Origin of the sequence: Aerococcus sp. Group 1 (genome assembly GCF_000193205.1) — a bacterium.
GTDB lineage: Bacteria > Bacillota > Bacilli > Lactobacillales > Aerococcaceae > Aerococcus > Aerococcus urinae_A.
The window spans coordinates 1505909-1523220 of record NC_015278.1; the positions used below are offsets into that span (position 1 = coordinate 1505909).

14 protein-coding genes and 2 pseudogenes are annotated in these 17312 nt (G+C 42.1%); 5 read left to right on the forward strand and 11 right to left on the reverse strand.

Translation table 11 applies throughout. From position 1 onward, the window contains the following. Positions 1–46: 46 nt before the first annotated feature. Complete coding sequence (locus tag HMPREF9243_RS07085) at positions 47–2170, reverse strand: penicillin-binding transpeptidase domain-containing protein (RefSeq protein WP_013669107.1); 2124 nt, start codon at positions 2168–2170, stop codon at positions 47–49. 183 nt (positions 2171–2353) lie between these two features. Between HMPREF9243_RS07085 and HMPREF9243_RS07090 the strand changes: the two genes are divergently transcribed. After that, positions 2354–5038: a YfhO family protein gene (locus tag HMPREF9243_RS07090; protein WP_041706782.1), complete on the forward strand. Its 2685-nt coding sequence runs from the start codon at positions 2354–2356 to the stop codon at positions 5036–5038. A gap of 62 nt (positions 5039–5100) precedes the next feature. Here HMPREF9243_RS07090 and HMPREF9243_RS07095 read toward each other — a convergent pair whose 3' ends face one another. Next, a complete protein-coding gene (locus HMPREF9243_RS07095; protein ID WP_315861758.1) occupies positions 5101–5784 on the reverse strand; it encodes a methyltransferase domain-containing protein in 684 nt (227 codons plus the stop codon). Between the two features lie 177 nt (positions 5785–5961). On the opposite strand from HMPREF9243_RS07095, the gene HMPREF9243_RS10880 reads away from it, so the two are divergent. Together HMPREF9243_RS10880 and HMPREF9243_RS10885 are read left to right on the forward strand one after the other, a co-directional pair. Continuing rightward, positions 5962–6387, forward strand: coding sequence for a DUF1189 family protein (locus HMPREF9243_RS10880; protein WP_041706161.1), 426 nt, complete (start codon positions 5962–5964; stop codon positions 6385–6387). Beyond that, positions 6339–6863 (forward strand): DUF1189 family protein, encoded by a 525-nt coding sequence (locus HMPREF9243_RS10885; protein WP_013669756.1) that lies wholly within the window; start codon positions 6339–6341, stop codon positions 6861–6863. The genes HMPREF9243_RS10880 and HMPREF9243_RS10885 overlap by 49 nt, the downstream gene beginning before the upstream one ends. A 27-nt stretch (positions 6864–6890) precedes the next feature. On the opposite strand, the gene HMPREF9243_RS07110 is transcribed toward HMPREF9243_RS10885, so the two are convergent. Beyond that, a complete protein-coding gene (locus tag HMPREF9243_RS07110; protein ID WP_013669095.1) occupies positions 6891–8240 on the reverse strand; it encodes a DEAD/DEAH box helicase in 1350 nt (449 codons plus the stop codon). A 184-nt stretch (positions 8241–8424) separates the two neighbouring features. Between HMPREF9243_RS07110 and zwf the strand changes: the two genes are divergently transcribed. Further along, entirely contained in the window at positions 8425–9882 is a 1458-nt protein-coding gene (gene zwf / locus HMPREF9243_RS07115) for a glucose-6-phosphate dehydrogenase (RefSeq protein ID WP_013669838.1), read from the forward strand. Between the two features lie 39 nt (positions 9883–9921). Then, complete coding sequence (locus tag HMPREF9243_RS10515) at positions 9922–10071, forward strand: hypothetical protein (protein WP_155812001.1); 150 nt, start codon at positions 9922–9924, stop codon at positions 10069–10071. 80 nt (positions 10072–10151) lie between these two features. Here HMPREF9243_RS10515 and HMPREF9243_RS07120 read toward each other — a convergent pair whose 3' ends face one another. From HMPREF9243_RS07120 to HMPREF9243_RS07160, 8 genes and pseudogenes are all read right to left on the reverse strand, one after another. After that, positions 10152–11117: a bifunctional oligoribonuclease/PAP phosphatase NrnA gene (locus HMPREF9243_RS07120; RefSeq protein WP_013669298.1), complete on the reverse strand. Its 966-nt coding sequence runs from the start codon at positions 11115–11117 to the stop codon at positions 10152–10154. Positions 11118–11145: 28 nt separating this feature from the next. Further along, the gene (locus HMPREF9243_RS07125; RefSeq protein ID WP_013670025.1) at positions 11146–12459 is read right to left on the reverse strand and encodes a DRTGG domain-containing protein; all 1314 of its coding nucleotides are present in this window, start codon (positions 12457–12459) and stop codon (positions 11146–11148) included. 19 nt (positions 12460–12478) lie between these two features. Beyond that, a complete protein-coding gene (dinB, locus tag HMPREF9243_RS07130) occupies positions 12479–13597 on the reverse strand; it encodes a DNA polymerase IV (protein WP_013668620.1) in 1119 nt (372 codons plus the stop codon). A gap of 120 nt (positions 13598–13717) precedes the next feature. After that, on the reverse strand, positions 13718–14011 hold the full coding sequence (locus HMPREF9243_RS07135; protein ID WP_013669407.1) for a post-transcriptional regulator: 294 nt from the start codon (positions 14009–14011) through the stop codon (positions 13718–13720). A 2-nt stretch (positions 14012–14013) separates the two neighbouring features. Next, on the reverse strand, positions 14014–14397 hold the full coding sequence (yajC, locus tag HMPREF9243_RS07140; RefSeq protein WP_013668841.1) for a preprotein translocase subunit YajC: 384 nt from the start codon (positions 14395–14397) through the stop codon (positions 14014–14016). A gap of 38 nt (positions 14398–14435) precedes the next feature. Then, positions 14436–14969, reverse strand: a pseudogene (locus tag HMPREF9243_RS07145) (tRNA-guanine transglycosylase); the annotation flags it as partial. Positions 14970–15146: 177 nt separating this feature from the next. After that, positions 15147–16573 (reverse strand): IS3 family transposase gene (locus HMPREF9243_RS10360; RefSeq protein ID WP_101560582.1). Its coding sequence is split into 2 segments (ribosomal slippage): positions 15147–16063 and positions 16063–16573, totalling 1428 coding nucleotides; the frame shifts between segments, so codons are not numbered across the junction. Positions 16574–16602: 29 nt separating this feature from the next. Beyond that, positions 16603–17232 (reverse strand): annotated as a pseudogene (locus HMPREF9243_RS07160) (tRNA guanosine(34) transglycosylase Tgt); the annotation flags it as partial. Positions 17233–17312: the final 80 nt, after the last annotated feature.

Here is a 17312-nt window from a genome sequence, read left to right on the forward strand (position 1 = left end):
CTACCATAGTTCTCAGTGCTTTTCAAACTTTTTATAAAAATGCCCTTTAATTATTTTTATGGTAATAGGCATCCAAGACTTTGTGTCCAACAACTTCTGCTGTCTTATCATAAGCTGAGGCACTGATTTCAGGAATGACTACCGATAAGGCAATCTTAGGGTGTTCGTAAGGCGCGTAAGAAACAAAGGTCGAGTTAATTATCCCTTCGGTCCCTGTTTCCGCCGTACCAGTTTTAGCAGCAATAGTCACCGGGAAACCTCTAAATTCATTATATGAGAGACCTTGGGGATGGTTGGCTGCTGACCAGAAACCTTGTTGAATTCGTCCCAGTTCTTCTGGACTTAATTGTACGGCATTCAACAATTTAGGTTGGTTTTGATAAACCACTTGAGGGGTGTCAGACTCATGCTCACCATTTTCTCTGAGCACTTGTTTAAGCACATGGCTGGCATAGCGTTTACCACCGTTAGCGATAGTTGCTACATATTGGTTCAATTGCATGGGCGTATAGGTATCATATTGACCAAAAGCCAAGTCAATATAGTTACCAGGGTTACCCCCTTCACCTTCCAGACCAGTCACTTCATTTTGTAGGTCAATACCGGTCGAGCTTCCTAAACCAAATTGATGGTAAAAATTACGCAACTTATTACCCGTTTCTGGATCTAAACCAGCCAAGGACATCCCTGCTTCATAGTTGGGTAAGCCCCCGATAGCCATTGCAGTCCGGATCATATAGACATTGGAAGACCTTGCCAGAGCCATGACATCATTAATAGGAACGGGGCTAGTATTGTGGGCTGCCCACCAGGAAGCCTTCCTTGGTGTCCCAGTAAAGTAAAGCGGTTGGTCAATAAAGATATTTTCTTGACCCGGTTTTAAGACGCCATAATGGTAACCGGCCCCAACTGTGGCTCCTTTGACTGTAGATCCCATGGTAAAGGACGAATTAATAGTTCCCAGGGCATCGTCAATGATTTCGCCATGTTCATTGCGGTATTTACCAGCCATGGCCAGGATCTCCCCATTATTAGGGTCACTGGCTACCACATAGATGGAATTATTTTTACCGGTACTTGACCCGTGCAAGTAGCCTTCCAAAATTTCTTCAATTTTCTTTTGAAAATCAGTATCAATGGTCAGTTGAACGGTATTTCCCATGGAGCCAGGATATGCCTTGTCGGTTCTAACGACCTCGCCTCTTTGGTTAATTTCAGTTTCGTACTTGGTCTTGGCGCCGTGCAGGGTATCTTCATGCATGGCTTCCAGGTAAGACTTACCGACCCGGTCATTGCGGGCATAACCTTGGGCCAGGTAGTATTCAGCCTTATCACTCGGCAATCCTTCTTCTTCAGAAGTCACGCTACCGATTACTGAACGGAGTAAATCTTTTTGTGGATATTCTCTGCGCCAATCCATGGTGGTATTGACCCCAGGCATTTCATTACTATGCTCACTGACCAGGGCAATTTCTTCATTGCTGACATCCTTGTTTTTAATCAAGGTTGGTGTGAGGGCGTAGGCCCCATTCATGCGCTTATAAATCAGAACCGCTTCGAGATCATCCCCAGAAAAATTGATATCCTCTTTAGAGACGTAGGATAATTGCTTCTCATAAAGTTCACTATCCCTTAGCCGCAAGTCTTCTTCTGACATCCGCTCATTTAAGCGGTCTTGATTGCTGGCAATCCAATAATCTTTTCGGTCTCGTTCTGTGACTTCCCCAGTATCCAAATGAATAAAACTAGCTAATTTCCGGGCAGTCTTGGCTATATCTTCTCCCGTGACATTGGGGCCTCGGGTGTAATTAATGGCTTGTAGTCCCTCGTTATCCACCAACATCTTATGGTTACGGTCCACAATATAACCTCTAGGAACACTTTCTTCAGACATATTCTTTTCAGTCATGTGGACCAGTTCTTGGAAGGCTTGACCATTAACAACCTGTAAGTAGCCTAAGCGGAAGATAAGCAGAGCAAATAAAATAAATACAATATAAAGTAAAATGTTTAGCCGATTCAGGTAATTATGCCAATGGGGCGATTTCCGCCGTAAAGTCTTGGAATTAACCTGGGCTTGTTTTTCTCTCCCCTTGCGCTTAGCTGACTTATCAAAGTCATGCGACATGCCTTCACCTACTTTCTTTTTCTTATCGTCATTAAGTGCCAACACTCACTTTCTAAAAAGCAAGTCACCTATCATTATAATCGATTTCTATGATTTTGTCTGACTGAAAGTAGACTTTTATAAATTCTTTGAAAGATCTCTTGTCCTTGCCATGTTCTGATAAATTAATTTGTGCTAAGCTAAGGTGAAATAAAGCATCTTTAAGGAGTTAACACGGTGTCTTTAATGAAGAATTTTTCCAAAATAAATGCAGTTAAACGGTCGCTCTTATTAGCGGCCGGCCTCCCAGTTTTAATCCTGGTCTTTATTTACCTGTTTCAAGGTATCTTTCCCTTTGGCAATCAGACGATTTTAACTGTGGACTTAGGCCAGCAGTATATTGATTTCTTCCAATATTACCGGGAGACCCTGCTAGGCAATTGGCAGCAAATCTTCTACTCTTTCCAAAAGGGAATGGGAGGAGAGATGGTAGGAACTTGGACTTATTATTTAATGAGTCCCTTTAACCTCCTACTCCTCCTATTTCCCCAAAAGGCTCTACCCATAGCCTGTGTCTGCCTGGTCCTAGCCAAGAGCGCTGCTGCTAGTGCCAGTTTTCTCTGGCTACTTTACAAAAATTATGGCGACCACGGTCCCTTGACCATCAGCTTTGCCTGTTTCTATAGTTTAATGGGCTATTTTTCAGCTAACCAACTCAACATCATGTGGTTAGATGGCCTGGTCTTCTTGCCCTTAATCATCCTAGGCATCCAAGACCTTATCCACCACAAAAGGAGCACTTATTATATCATTAGCCTGGCTCTCTTATTGATAGCCAATTATTATATCGGTTATATGGTTTGTCTTTTTGCTGTGCTCTTCTTTCTTTATGAACTCTTTGGCGCCCAATTTACCAAGAGACTTAAACCAGCAAGATTCTCATTCAAGCAATATTTTACTAGAGTCCTGCGCTTTATTTTGTCTTCCCTGGCAGGCGCCGGACTAGCGGCTTTCACCCTTATTCCGACCTACTTTGCCCTGGCCCAAAGTAAAGGCAGCTACCAAGAGCTTCGTTTTGACTGGTCCTTTGCCTATCCACTCTGGCAGCTTATCAGCAAATTGGTGGTTGGCCCCTTTAACTTTGACCAAATGCCGGAGGGGTTACCTAATATCTTTGTTCCTTCCCTGGCCATTTTAGCTGGCCTAGTGTTTTTCCTGCAAAGGCGGTTCAGCTGGCAGGAAAAACTGATGAGTTTTTTGGTCTTAGCTTTCTTACTCTTGTCCATGAATGTTAAAGCCTTAAATTTAATTTGGCATGGCTTTCAATATCCTATCTGGTACCCCTACCGTTTTTCCTTTGTCTTTTCCTTTTTCGTCCTTTACCTAGCTTATCGGACTTTAAGACAAGTAGAGCCTCTCAGTAATCAGCCAGCCATTGTGACCCTTTGCCTAATTGGTTTATCTACCCTGACCTTGGCCTTACACTACCAGGATTTTTCTTATATTAGCCCTAATAGCCTACTTTTCTCAACAATAGCCTTTGTGTTTAGTTTTTTTGGCCTTTACTATCTCAGTCACTCCAGTAAGAAAACGGCTCCCTTGCTACTTTTGTCTGCCTTGGCTTTGATTGAAAGCATGACCAATACTGCTTTAACCTTAAACTCTATTTCTTATCTGAACTATGACAGCTATGCCCAGTATTTAGAAGTCAGTCAACCGCTTTTAGCTCGTTTACAGGATGATTCCGGCGAAGATTTCTACCGCATTGCTAAGACCTTTCAACGGACTAAAAATGACCCCATGCAATTGTCCTACTATGGATTAGACCATTTTAATTCAACCATTGAAAGATCGACCACCGAGCTTTTTAAAGCTTTGGGCCAACCGACAACCACTGGTTCAGTCAATTACTCGAATGGCAGCCTGGTAACGGATAGCCTCTTTAATGTTAGGTATCTGATTAATAGTCAAGTCCAAAGCCAAAAAGAGATCGAAGATAAGGCCTATGAACGCCGCTTAGTTAGCCACCGTCCCGATTTTAACCATTATCCTCTGCTTGACCAGGTCCAAGGTTTTTCTGTTTTTAAGAACCCCTACGCCCTGTCGCTCGGCTTTCTAGTCAATGAAGCGATCAGTCAAATGGACTTAAAGCCTGACCAACCGATCGATAACCAAGATAAACTCTTGGCCTATCTCAATGATCAAGACGATCGATCGACTAAGGACAGCTCTCTGGATTTCTTCCAGGTCAGAGACTTTAAGCGAATGGATTTAACTAACCTAGAAAGTGATGACCCCAGTCGGATTAATACCAGCTACCATAAGAAGGACCGAGAGAGTAAAAGTTTTATCGACTTTACCCTAAAAATTGATAGCAAGCAAGCCTACTACTTGACTGTACCAGGGGATTTATCGGAGGACGATGTGACATATTACTTAGATGGCAAAAAGCTAAACTATGATAAAAGTTACAATTCTACCCAAGTCTTTAATATTGCCAACCAATCCACCCCGGGAGAAAGGATTTTTACCATCGAGGTAAAAGCGGATAGTATCAACCTTTCCCAGCTAAACCTCTATTCCTTAGCTAACCAAACTTTCGATCAGGTGATGAATAGCGTGGCGGATCAAAAACTACATATTAACCGCTTCACTGATAACCACATTAAAGGAAGCTTTGAAGGCAAAGCGAATGACCAAGCTCTCCTCCTTGCCATCCCCTATAATGAAGGCTGGCGGGCCCAGGTCAATGGTAAAAAAGTCAATTTGGAATCGGTTTTAGACCGGAGTATGATGGTCATTAAAGAAATCCCCCAAGGAGAAAATCAACTAGAACTCCGTTTTCGTCCCCAAGGATTAACCTTAGGTGTGATTATTTCCTTATCCCATATCCTTGTTTTGTGGTCGCTTTACCGAATCAAACGGAAATAAAACAATTAGAAAATGCATCCAATCATCGTTTTGAAGGATGCATTTTTTTTGCTTGATGAATATTATTTCTCTCCAGCTTTTTGCCAGAGCACACAGGTGAAACTTGGGCTAGCGGATTTAGCATAGTTGGCTTCCTGACTGGCTAAATCAAGGTCAACATCAGGGTGAACAGGGAGATATAGCCCTTCGCGGTAGCCAAGAAACTGCTTAGGGTAGTGTTTTATAAAGTCTTGGGTATCTCGGAAATGGGCATAATTATAAATGGAGTCTTTTTTCTCTTGATAGTATTGCCCCCAGTCTCCAGACTCAGTAATGGAACCGATTAAGAGATAGCCCCCCGGCTTTAATAAGTCAAAGCAGGAGGCAATAAAGGCTTCTAAATCCGCAATAAATTCAATAGCGGTCATAGAAAAGATCAGGTCAAACGTCTCCCTGGGGAAATCTAAGTGATTCATATCCATTTTTTGAAAGGCAATGGGCAGGTCCAGCGTCTCCGCTTTCCTTTTTGCTTCTTTTAACATTTGGCTGGAAATATCGATCGCTTGCACTTGAGCTCCCGCTTGAGCCAGGCGGATGCTATAATTGCCTGTGCCGCAACCTGCATCTAAGACCGACATGCCTGCCTGAACATCAACTAAGGAAAAAGCCAGGTCCGCTTCAATCTGATCGACAAAAGCCCCGACTTCCCCTTGGTACCAGCTATCATAATCTCCTGCTAGATCATCAAATAAGGCCATTGACTTCACCTCCTTTACTCAATATAGTTTATTTTATCCTATTTATTGATAAAATGGTGCTTGTAAGAACTTTTTAACCAAGCTAGAGTCTTTAAATATTAGTAAAAAAGCGATTTTCTAAGCGGACTCGGTTAATTTTTTGCTATACTAAACTGATGCAAAGACTGTTTAATGAGGAGGAAAATTTTGAAAACCTTACGTTTATTCTTTGATAGTATCTTTCGCTTTAAAGATACACTTGTGGCTTTTTATATGACTTTGAAGCATAAATTAGTCTACATTTTATTATTGAGCCTTATGATGACCCTACCGGCTATCCAACCCAGCTACCAGCTACTTCATACGGTGAGAGGCAATGGGCCCAGCATTATCCAATCCATACCCGATTTTACAATTGAAAATAACCAACTAGTCAGCGAAAAGGACCAGGCCTTTATCAATAAGACTGATTTCTTAAACTATGTCTATAATCCCAAAGACCAAATCAGTCAAGAAGACCTTAAAAAAATCGATTCATCAGCCCTAACCATTTATACCAACCCAAAAATATCACATTCTCCTTTATGGGTCAGCAACAAAGCTTTCCTTATGCTGACTTTAGCACGGACTTAGATAGCCAAGGGCAAAAGCAAATCATCCAAAGCCTGACACAATTCCAACCTTGGGTCTATCTCTTAGTCTTTTTAGGGATTTTTCTATTTAATAGCTTACAGGTAAGTCTATTAGCCCTAGTGATTGCCTTGTTTATGGCACCCATGGCCATTACCCGTAAATTGCAATTGACCCTTGGCAAGCGCTATAATTTTGCCCTAACGGCCATGACTTTTCCTCTAGTTCTTATCCAATTGGTTCATCTCTTTGGTTACCAAGTAACCTTTTCTTTTTACATCATCCTCTTTACTGCTTTAATCCGTATCTGGGCCTTTACCAAACAGATTAAAGTGGTAAAGATTGACCCTAAGCAATGGGACGCCAACAAAGATCAAGTGAAAAACGATAAGAACTTAGTAAACTTAGACAAACAAGATGAAGACACCGCCCGAGGCCAAAAAGATGACCTTGATCATACCGATAAAAATGATGACTAAAAAATGCGCTCGCTGGAGCGCATTTTTTTAACGGTTGTTTTCTTTATTTTGCTTGCGTTTTTGCCGAGCAGTTTGTCTTTGTTTTTTATTATATTTGTCTCGTTTATATGCTTTAATTTGCCGGTCGAGTTTTTTCTTATAACCGGGTTTAACTTTCCTTTTCTTATTACGGTTAATCATCCCCTTAACAACGTGGTCCGTTTCCTCTTGGTGGCGGTCTTTTCTTAATTGCCGTTCCTTATGGTCTTTGACTTCGACCCATTGACCGTTTTTAATGTCTTTCACCTCAAAGTGGATCCCACGATCTTCTAACCAGCGAATCGCCTTTTCTTGGTCAGGATGGTAGAAGGTCAAGGCAATGCCCTTCATTCCTTGCCGCCCCGTACGGCCTACCCGGTGGATAAAGAATTCTAACTCTTTAGGAATATCATAGTTAACCACATGGGAGACCCCTTCAATGTCAATCCCGCGGGCAGCTAGATCCGTAGCCACCACATATTGATAATCAAGGTGTTGGATTTGACGCATGACCCGCCGCCGTTCGCGACTGTCCAGATCGCCGTGCAACTTAGCTACCGATAGCCCCCACTGCTTGAGTTTTAAATAGAGTTGGTCCACTTCCTCGATGGTATTTGCAAAAATAAGGACCAAATAGGGTTCGCCCATGGTTAAGGCTTGCTTGAGCAGGTCATCTTTGGACCGCCCTCTTAAGGGGAGTAAGATATTGGTAATAGTTGGGGAAATCAGCTTTTCGTTGGCAACTTGGATCCATTCTGGATGTTCCAAGTACTTTCTAAGGAAGGGACGTAATTTCTCTGGGATGGTGGCGGAAAAGACGTAAATCTTCAAATCATCGGGCATCCGACTGGCGATTTGGTCAACCGTATGTAAAAAGCCCATATCCAAAGTCATATCCGCCTCATCCACAACAAAGTGTTCTACTTTATGGACATTGATCGACCCTTCAGTCACTAAGTCTAATAAGCGACCTGGAGTCCCAATCACCACTTGTGGGTCTTGATTTTCTAAGCGTTCTTTTTGCCGCTTGGTGTCGGTCCCCCCATAGGCCCTTTCAATATGAAAATCAAAGTCACTATCACCAACAAGCTGTTGGGCGGTTTGATACAACTGGTCAGCTAATTCCCGGCTCGGTGCCGTAATGACTAATTGGGTAAAATTAGCCGGTTTTAATTGGTCAATTAAGGGGAGCAAGAAAGCATGGGACTTCCCTGATCCGGTTTGACTTTGGGCAACTAGGCTTTTTCCTGCTTGAATAACGGGAATAACTTTCTTTTGAATCGGGGTAGGTTCTTTAAAGGCTAATTTTTCTAAGGCCGCCTCAATAAAAGGCTGGAAATGGTAATCTTTAAATGACATAAAATTCTCCTTTAGCTTTTAAGACTTAAGCGATGATTGTTAGATTAAAATACAACTTGCCAAGCCAAGGACTAGTAGTTATAATTTAAGGTTTATAAAGACCTGCTCGCCAGATTGCATTCAGCTGATAGACATTCTATAATAAAACCACTCTGAAAATGAAAAAATGAAAGGACTTATCACAATGGACCAACAAGTTTCGGGAATCATTGTCCTCTTTGGGGCATCCGGTGACCTTGCCCAACGGAAATTATATCCCTCTTTATTTCACCTCTACCAACAAGGCTGGTTAAGCCAACGTTTTGCCTTGATCGGCACTTCTCGTCGCCCTTGGACAGATGCACATTATCATGAGATCATCGTTGAATCAATTATTAACTACACCAAGGATGACAGTTTGAGACCAGTGGCTGGTGAATTTGCCAAGCATTTTTATTATATCTCAAATGATGCTTCACAAACAGAAGATTATATCTTACTCAAGGACAAAATGCTAGCCCTGCAAAAGCAATATCAAACTGATAAGAACTTTCTTTATTACTTATCCATTGCCCCTAGTCTCTTTGAGATCACTTCACACCACTTAAAGAAAACCGGTATTATTGATATTCCTGGTAACCATCGGGTAATTTTAGAAAAGCCCTTTGGTGTTGACCTGGCTTCTGCCCAATCACTCAATCAGGCCCTTAATATCTCCTTTGCAGAAAGTGATATTTACCGGATTGACCACTATGTCGGTAAAGAAAGCGTCCTAAATATTTGGGCAACCCGGCAATATAATCCCTTTTTCGAAGCCATCTGGAACCACAACTATATTGACCACTTCCAAGTCACCCTGTCAGAAGATTTACCAGTGGGGAGTCGGGGGGGCTATTATGACCAAACTGGAGCCCTCTTAGATATGTTCCAAAACCATATCCTACAAGTGATCTCCTTTGTAGGCATGGACTTACCCAGGTCTCAAGACGACCTCCATCCGAAAAAAGAAGCCTTTTTAAGAGAAATCCCTTCTTTTGACCTCGAAACGGTCCAAACTAATATCGTCCGCGGCCAATACGGCCAAGCAGAAGATGGGAGTGAGCCGGCCTATCGCGACCTGGAAGGCGTTAGTGAAGACAGTAGTACCGAAACCTTTGTCGCTGGTAAGTTCCGCATCAATAATGATCGCTGGCAGGGAACCCCCTTTTATTTCCGAACAGGTAAGGCACTCAGCAGCGGAAAATACACCACAGTTGAAGCGGTCCTCAAGGATAACTTGTCGACCTGTGATTCACCTAACCGGATGACCTTTGTAATTACCCCTGAATACGGCTTAGAAGTCTCCATGAATCAAAAAGCCTTTAAAGGGGGCTTTAAACCGCAAACCATGCGCATGCTGCCCGATAAGGAAATTCTCGAATCCCGGGTAGCCAGTGAATCCTACGAAATTCTCATCTACTACGCCTTCCTTGGTAATCAGATGCTATTTACGACCTGGGATGAGCTCAAAGAACAATGGCGGATCGCCGACTCCATTAAGGAGGTCTGGTCACAACTCGACCCCCCAAGCTTCCCTAACTATCCCGCCATGACCAAGGGCCCTGAAGCTGCCAAAGATCTCATCGAAAGCGACGGCCGCCGCTGGATCAACCCACAATACTAAGAAGAGAGAGTGCGACAAGCGCATCAAAGAGTAAGACCATTGGAAGAAAAAGACGTAAAAATTTTTAATGAGAATTTTTCGTCATTTTCTGAAATGGACGCTTGCTCTGCGCTTGGAGCAGGTTTGATAAGGGGTATCAAGATCGATAGAGCTACGCATACTATATCTGAAAAAAGAGGTTGCAATTAATCTTGCAGCCTCTTTTAAAATATTCATCTTTAGAAAGATTAGTCTCAAGGAATAGAAAAACTTCCTAAGTAAGTCTAAAACTATTCCTTATTGCCTTTTTCTATTAAATAATTTTTAGCGGCTTGATTCAATTCTGACACAATTTCTTGGCACTCTTCCTTTGAATAGGCATTGGCGCCTGAAGCCTTGGCATGTCCTCCCCCTTCATGGGCTTGGGCAATTTCATTAATAGTTGGCCCCTTACTGCGAATGCGACAGCGCATGGAGCCATCAGACTTTTCAACAAAAATTACCCAGGCCAGCACCCCTTGGATCGATCCCGGTGTTTGCACAATATTATGGGATTCCGCCTCGGTTACTCCCAATTCCTTTAAGACTTCTTGGCTAATAAAGACCGCATTAACCAAGCCATCTTCGCTTAATTTAAAGTTTTCTAGGACATAGCCTTTCAAGCGCGCTTGACCCATGGTTTCAGTTAAGGATGCCTGCATGCGTTCGCTAGCAGGGAAATCGTATTTACGTAATTCGGTGGCAATGGCCATGGTTTTTACTGAGGTATTATCATATAAAAAACGCCCAGTATCGCCTACGATGCCTAAGAAGAAATATTCTGCTCCCTGGTCAGTCATAGTAAAAGTCTCCGGATGACTCAAAAGAATATCCGCCCAAATTTCACTGGCCGCACTAGCCTCTGGCAGGACATAGTTGATATCCCCATAACTGTCATGGTTAGGGTGGTGGTCCACTTTAATCACCATTTTGGCTTTTTGATAACGTTGGTCATCAATACGTTCAGTGTTGGCCGTATCATTGATGATGACTAAGGCCTCAGAGTAAAGTTCGTCAGGGATAGCATCCATTTGACCAAAATTAGCCAAGGACGGCTCATCTTCCCCAGCAGCATAAATATTTTTCTCAGGATAAGTGGCTTCTAAGACAGCCTTGAGTCCCATTTGTGATCCCAAGGCATCTGGGTCTGGGTTGACATGGCGGTGGATAATTATCGTTTCATAGTCTTTAATGGCTTGAATGATATCACTAATCATAAGTTTTCACTCTTTCTATATGGTTTAATTACTGTCTAAATAAATTGACGGATATAATGGCTTGGGCAATATTTAATTGCTGGTAGTAGACTTTAATACTTATCTTACAATTTTGTCTACTGTGGTAAAGCATTTCAGGATAGATTTGAATGGATTTGTCGCAGTCAACAGCGGCAAAGTAATAGTAATTCATTGATTCAATAATAGCTAACTCCCCGATAGCGTCTTTTACATACCGGCAAGTTGCCACATTGATCAGGGTGGCTAGGAGACTCTCCGATAGGGTCCCCAGGTGGTTAGCAAAAGATCCATCACTTTGGAAGGTATAAAATAATTCCGACCGGTCACTGGCCGCACGTTTGAGCTTATCGTTTAATAGAATCTCTAAGCGATAATCTTTGTAGGCAGCGTTTTCGTTAAACTGCATGGTATAGAGGACATCTTGCCGGGACATAATCCCCACTAACTTCCCCTGGTCATCAACCACAGGGGCCATTTCTAAATTATCCCACAGCATGAGCTGAGTGATACTGGCCACACTCATTTTTAATTTAGCTACCAAGGGCGAAGGGGTCATGACTTCAACAATGGGGGTCTCTGCATTAGCATCGAGAATATCCTTAGCTGCAATGACTCCGACCACTTCATAGTTATGATTGAGGACAGGAAAACGCGTATGGTTACTCTCTTCATTCAACTGCCGGTAGCGGCTCACCTTGTCGTCCTGAAAGAGGAACTTGACCCGGTCTAAGGGGACATAAATATCTTCGACCAGGACAATATTTTGTTGAATTGCTCGCTCAACCAGGACCTTATTAATAATCTTAACCGTCGAATAAGAGTCAAAGCTCACGCCAAGCAAAGGAATTTGGCGTTGGTTAGCCAAGTCGACCATCCTTTGACTCGGGCTAAAGCCCCCAGAAATAATAACAGGAACATCGTGGGATAAGGCCAGTTCTTGAACATTGTCCCGGTTCCCCGTGATCATCAGGAGGTTGGGTTTCAAATAGCTAGCAATCGAAGAGACCTTCATAGCTCCAATAATAAAGTCACGGATCATATAGTCCAGTCCCTCTTCACCGCCAAAGACCTTAGCATTAGTCAAAGAGACGACTTCTCCTACTGACATAGCTTGGTATTTAGGACTTTCCGCCTCTTCAACCCGGACTGTCCCTACCCGGTCTATGGTTTGAACGAGGCCACGGTTCTCCGCCTCCTTAATCCCCCGATAGGCGGTCCCTTGGGACACGTCCAGGTTGCGTGCTAGACTCCTGACCGAAATGCTGTGGTCGACGGGAAGGTCTTTAATATATTGAATTACTTGTTCATGCTTAGTAGTCATTTTTCTTCCTCTTCGTTCACTAATACAAGGGTAGCCGAATATTTTCAAAATCCACGGTTAATAAATCACTCAAGGTTATACCTAGTAATCGAACCCCTTGACTAACATCACCATATTGTTCCCACAAGTCTTGGGCATGGAAATAAATATCATCATAAGAGTTAATCGGATCTTTCAAGGCTCGTTGGCGGGTGGTGGTTTCAAAATTGCCATAGCGGAATTTCAAAGTCACTGTTTGCCCTTGAATATTTTTGTCTTGCAAGCTACTGGCTACCTTTTGGGCGAGATGTCTTAAGACATCATTAACTTGATCATCATGGTAGAGAAAGGGATATAGGGTCGTTTCCGTGCCATTCGACTTACGACTAGTCCGTGCTTTAACGGGACGGTCATCCACTCCCCTAACCCGCTCATATAGGACAATACCCGCCTTACCGAAATAATTAATACAATCCTCTTGAGACAATTGCTTGAGATCTTTTCCCTTATAAATATTTAACTCATGCATTTTTTCACTGGTGCGCTTACCAATACCGTAAAACTTTTCAATAGGAAGCTCTTCTAAAAAGGCAAGCGCCCGTTTTGGAGTAATGATGGTCATGCCATGAGGTTTATGAAAATCAGAGGCTAATTTTGCGATAAATTTATTATAGGATACCCCAATACTACAGGTAAGGCCTAGTTTATGATAGATATCCTTTTGAATCCGCTCAGCCACGTCCATGGCATAGAGGAGTTGGTAGTGGTTGTTAGTCACATCCAGAAAAGCCTCGTCGATAGAGAGAGGTTCAATAATATCAGTATATTCACGGAAGACATCGCGGACCTCTTCACCGACTTTGCGGTAATAGTCCTTATTGCCCTTAACAAAGTAAGCCTGGGGGCATAAGCGGTAGGCTTCACTAGCACTCATGGCAGAATGCACGCCAAATTTTCGTGCTTCATAGCTCGCCGTTGCCACGACACCCTTACCACTGTTTTCTTTAGGATGCTGGGCTATGATGACCGGTTTACCCCGTAGGTGGGGATGGTCACGTTGTTCAATTGAAGCATAGAAGGCATCCATATCCACGTGAAGAATTTTTCTAGAAGGATCGATTTTAGGCTCCCTAAATTCTAAAACACCAATACGACGCATAAGTCACCTCCTCGTCTCCTTAATAAAATTATCATAGCATAAATTCGGTCCCTGCTTTCATGATGGCGCTCTTCCAAGCCAAAATAAAAAGGCTGAGCTCTCACCCAACCTGTTTAAGCATCACAATAGACTTTGGATATCAATGTGGTCTAATGAAGGAACATCATAGACCGTTGCCTCCAATTGCAAGTAATCAAAATATTGATTAATCGACAGTTGCTTAATGGCTTGCTTACGTTCCTGGTAAGAAGCTGGCAATTGGTGTTTCCAAGCAAAGTCAGTAAAATATTTTTCGATATCATGGCGACTGATTTTTGGATAACCCGCTCGTTTAAACTCACGCGCCTTCTTTTGACAAAGCGGCTGAATTAATAAACTTTGCCATTTGGATAAGCTATTGTTCGTCTTCTTCACAATTATTGCTCATCCTCATCCTTGATTAGGATCGTATCTTCATCGGTAGTCACCACATCAACCGTTTCATCATCATTACTGTCCGCTTGAACATCTTCTTCCTCAGTCGGAGTTTGACCAGTACCCGCTTGATGATTTTTAATTTGAGCCACACTCATACGTTCAAAAACTAGGAAAACACCCTCAACGTCGAGAGTTACGGTATTATTATCTTGGTCAATTTCAGAGACTACCCCGTGTAAACCTGAAACCATCACCACTTCGTCGCCAACAGTTAGGCTATCCATCATTTGTTGCTTTTGTTCTTGTTGCTTCTTGGCAGGACGAATCATTAAGAAATACATCATCGCACCAATAATCACAATATATAATAAAATACTTACCATAATTTATAAACCTCCATCTATTTATTGACTCAATTATACTAAAAATTCTTAGGATTTTTCTTATTAAGGCCATAGCGTTCAAAGAAATCTGCCTTGAAATCAAGCAAGTTATCGTCACGAATGGCTTGACGAACATTGGCCATGAGATCGGTCAAGAAGTGCAAGTTATGAATACTGGTCAACCGCGCCCCTAGGATCTCATTAGTGTGTATCAAGTGTCTGATATAGGCCCGAGTATAATTTTGACAGGTATAACAAGAACACGCTTCATCTAAGGGTCTAAAATCACGTTTAAAGGTGGCGTTCTTTACCACTAAGCGGCCCTGACTGGTCATACAGGTCCCATTACGGGCAATCCGGGTCGCAAGGACACAGTCAAACATATCTATCCCACGAATGGCTCCTTCAATCAAAGCATCTGGACTGCCCACTCCCATCAGGTAACGGGGTTTATGACTAGGCATAACTGGTGTCAGGTAGTCAAGGACTGCATACATTTCGTCCTTAGACTCTCCTACTGATAAACCACCAATAGAATAACCCGGAAAATCGAGATTAATTAAATCCTGGGCATGTATGGTGACCCCAATAAGTTGGACTTTATATATAGTGAGTTGGCCTTTGGCCAGCTCTTTTTTGTTGCTTACAGTTCTTGCTTATTTCTTGCCGACACATTTACTCAGAAATTTAAACTTGTCAAGAGGAAGAGCGTAGCGGCTCTTGATAAGTTTAAAGTTTATGTGTAATCATTAAGCGGCGAAAGAAGCGTGATGAAGACGAAATTCTATAGGACTCCTAAAATCTAATTTTTCTTTGATTCTTTCACCATTGTAATAGATTATAAAATCTTCAATCGCTTGTGCTAATTCTTCAAAGGAATGATAAGTCCGACCATAGTAGACTTCTTGTTTTAGTAGACTAAAGAAATTCTCCATTGGCGAATTATCTAAGCAATTTCCTTTACGAGACATACTTTGAAAAATTCGGTGATCCTTCAAGAGCCGGGTGTAACTTTTCATTTGATAGGCCCAGCCCTGATCAGAATGAAAGGTTCTTCTGTATGGACATAATTTACTTGCTTCAATGGCAGCTTGTAGCCCCTCCAACATGCTTTGTCCATTAGGCTGATGTGTTATCTTAAAAGAAATAATTTCTCGATTAAATAGATCCATGTAAGGATCTAAATAGAGTTTTCCAGTTTGATAATTCCCAGAATCATCGGCATAGTAGTATTTAAATTCTGTTGTGTCTGTTGTTATTTTTTGATAAGGAATGGTCGAATCAAACCGCCGGTTGATACGATTTGGCGCTATCTCTCCAATCGTTCCTTTGTAGGAATTATATTTTCTTGTCTTTCTAGTATAGCTAGTGACCTGTATCCCCATAATTTTCATTAGGCGTTGAACTTTGTTTTTACTGACCTTATAACCACGGGAAAGCAGTTCAGCTCGCATTCTTCGATAACCATAATCCTTATGGGTTTCTCTGATGTCTTTCATTTCCTCTTTTAAATCGGCATCCTTATCAATTTCCTCATCTTTATTTTTCCAATAAAAGTAGGTCGATTTAGGAAACTTTAAAACGCTAAGAATATCTTTTAAAGCATATTTTTCATCATGGAGACGTGTGATTTCGGTCACTATTTCTTCTTTTCTCGCTTGACTCTTTGAGCCACACGTCTCCTCAATCCTTTTAAAAATTTGTTCTCAATTTCTAAATCCGTAATCCGTTGTTCAAGTTCCTTTATTTTTGCTTCACTTAACTGATTGGTTTCGCTGCTATCCTTTATTTGATTGATTTGTGATTTCTTTTTAGACACTTTAGGTGGCCTTCCTTTCCTCGCGGAAAGGCCATCAAGTCCTCTTTCATGATAAGCTCTTCGCCAATTAGCGATTAGACTTGGATTATTCATGTTTAATGAATTGGCCAATTCGCGATAACTCATTTCCGTACTTTCATACAATTCTATCGCATTTAATTTGAATTCAACAGTATAAACCTGTTGAGTCCGCCTTTTCTTTAAACCATCTACACCAAATTCATAATAGTTATTAACCCACCTTCGTAAAATAGAAGGATCTATTCCTGCTTTATTAGCTAAGGTTCGATAACTTCCTTTTTTCGCAATATAGTCTCCTACTAAATTCAGTTTAAATTCTAATGAATATTTAGACATAAAAATAACCCCCAAAAGTTGAATTCTTAGTCCAACTTTTGGGGGTCACTACAATGCTGGAGTCTTAAGTCCTTATAGCCACCCCCCTGGATAATTCCAAATAGGGCTTGGTCTCCCGGACGCTGGTGGGCCGCTAAGCCCCGTTCAGCCCAGCGGGTCGTACGATTAATACTATTCTTCATATAATCATAAGAAGCATCAAATGGCGGACATTCGTCCAAACTCATAATAATGTCTGCCCCTAAGTTATTTTCAATGGAAATCGCTTTTTCAGGACTTAAGAAAAGCCGGTGGCCGTTCAGGTGACTTCTAAAATAGACCCCTTCCTCCTCCAGGCGGCGGATCTTAGTTAGCGAGAAGACCTGAAAACCGCCGGAATCAGTCAAGATAGGACGGTCCCAATTCATAAATTGGTGTAGACCGCCAGCTTCTTTAACGATATCATCTCCCGGGCGTAACCACAAATGGTAGGTATTGGAAAGAATGATTTCTGCTCCCAAGCCCTTCAACTCTTCAGGAGACAGTCCCTTGACTGTGGCTAGGGTTCCGACTGGCATGAAAATAGGTGTTTCAAATGACCCATGCGGCGTGGTCACCCGCCCTAAGCGAGCACCCGTGTGCTTTTCCGTTTTGATTAATTCATAAGTAAGTGCTGGCATTTCCTACACCTTTCTAGCTAAGAAAAATAATGAACAAGACTATTTTAGCAAAGATTTCAGCATTTAACTAGGACTAGGCC

Coding starts and splice junctions, on each gene's coding strand:
- HMPREF9243_RS07090 (WP_041706782.1), top strand. CDS start 2,354: ATGAAGAATTTTTCCAAAATAAATGCAGTTAAACGGTCGCTCTTATTA.
- yajC (WP_013668841.1), bottom strand. CDS start 14,397: ATGGTAAGTATTTTATTATATATTGTGATTATTGGTGCGATGATGTAT.
- dinB (WP_013668620.1), bottom strand. CDS start 13,597: ATGCGTCGTATTGGTGTTTTAGAATTTAGGGAGCCTAAAATCGATCCT.
- HMPREF9243_RS07125 (WP_013670025.1), bottom strand. CDS start 12,459: ATGACTACTAAGCATGAACAAGTAATTCAATATATTAAAGACCTTCCC.
- zwf (WP_013669838.1), top strand. CDS start 8,425: ATGGACCAACAAGTTTCGGGAATCATTGTCCTCTTTGGGGCATCCGGT.
- HMPREF9243_RS07120 (WP_013669298.1), bottom strand. CDS start 11,117: ATGATTAGTGATATCATTCAAGCCATTAAAGACTATGAAACGATAATT.
- HMPREF9243_RS10885 (WP_013669756.1), top strand. CDS start 6,339: ATGGGTCAGCAACAAAGCTTTCCTTATGCTGACTTTAGCACGGACTTA.
- HMPREF9243_RS07110 (WP_013669095.1), bottom strand. CDS start 8,240: ATGTCATTTAAAGATTACCATTTCCAGCCTTTTATTGAGGCGGCCTTA.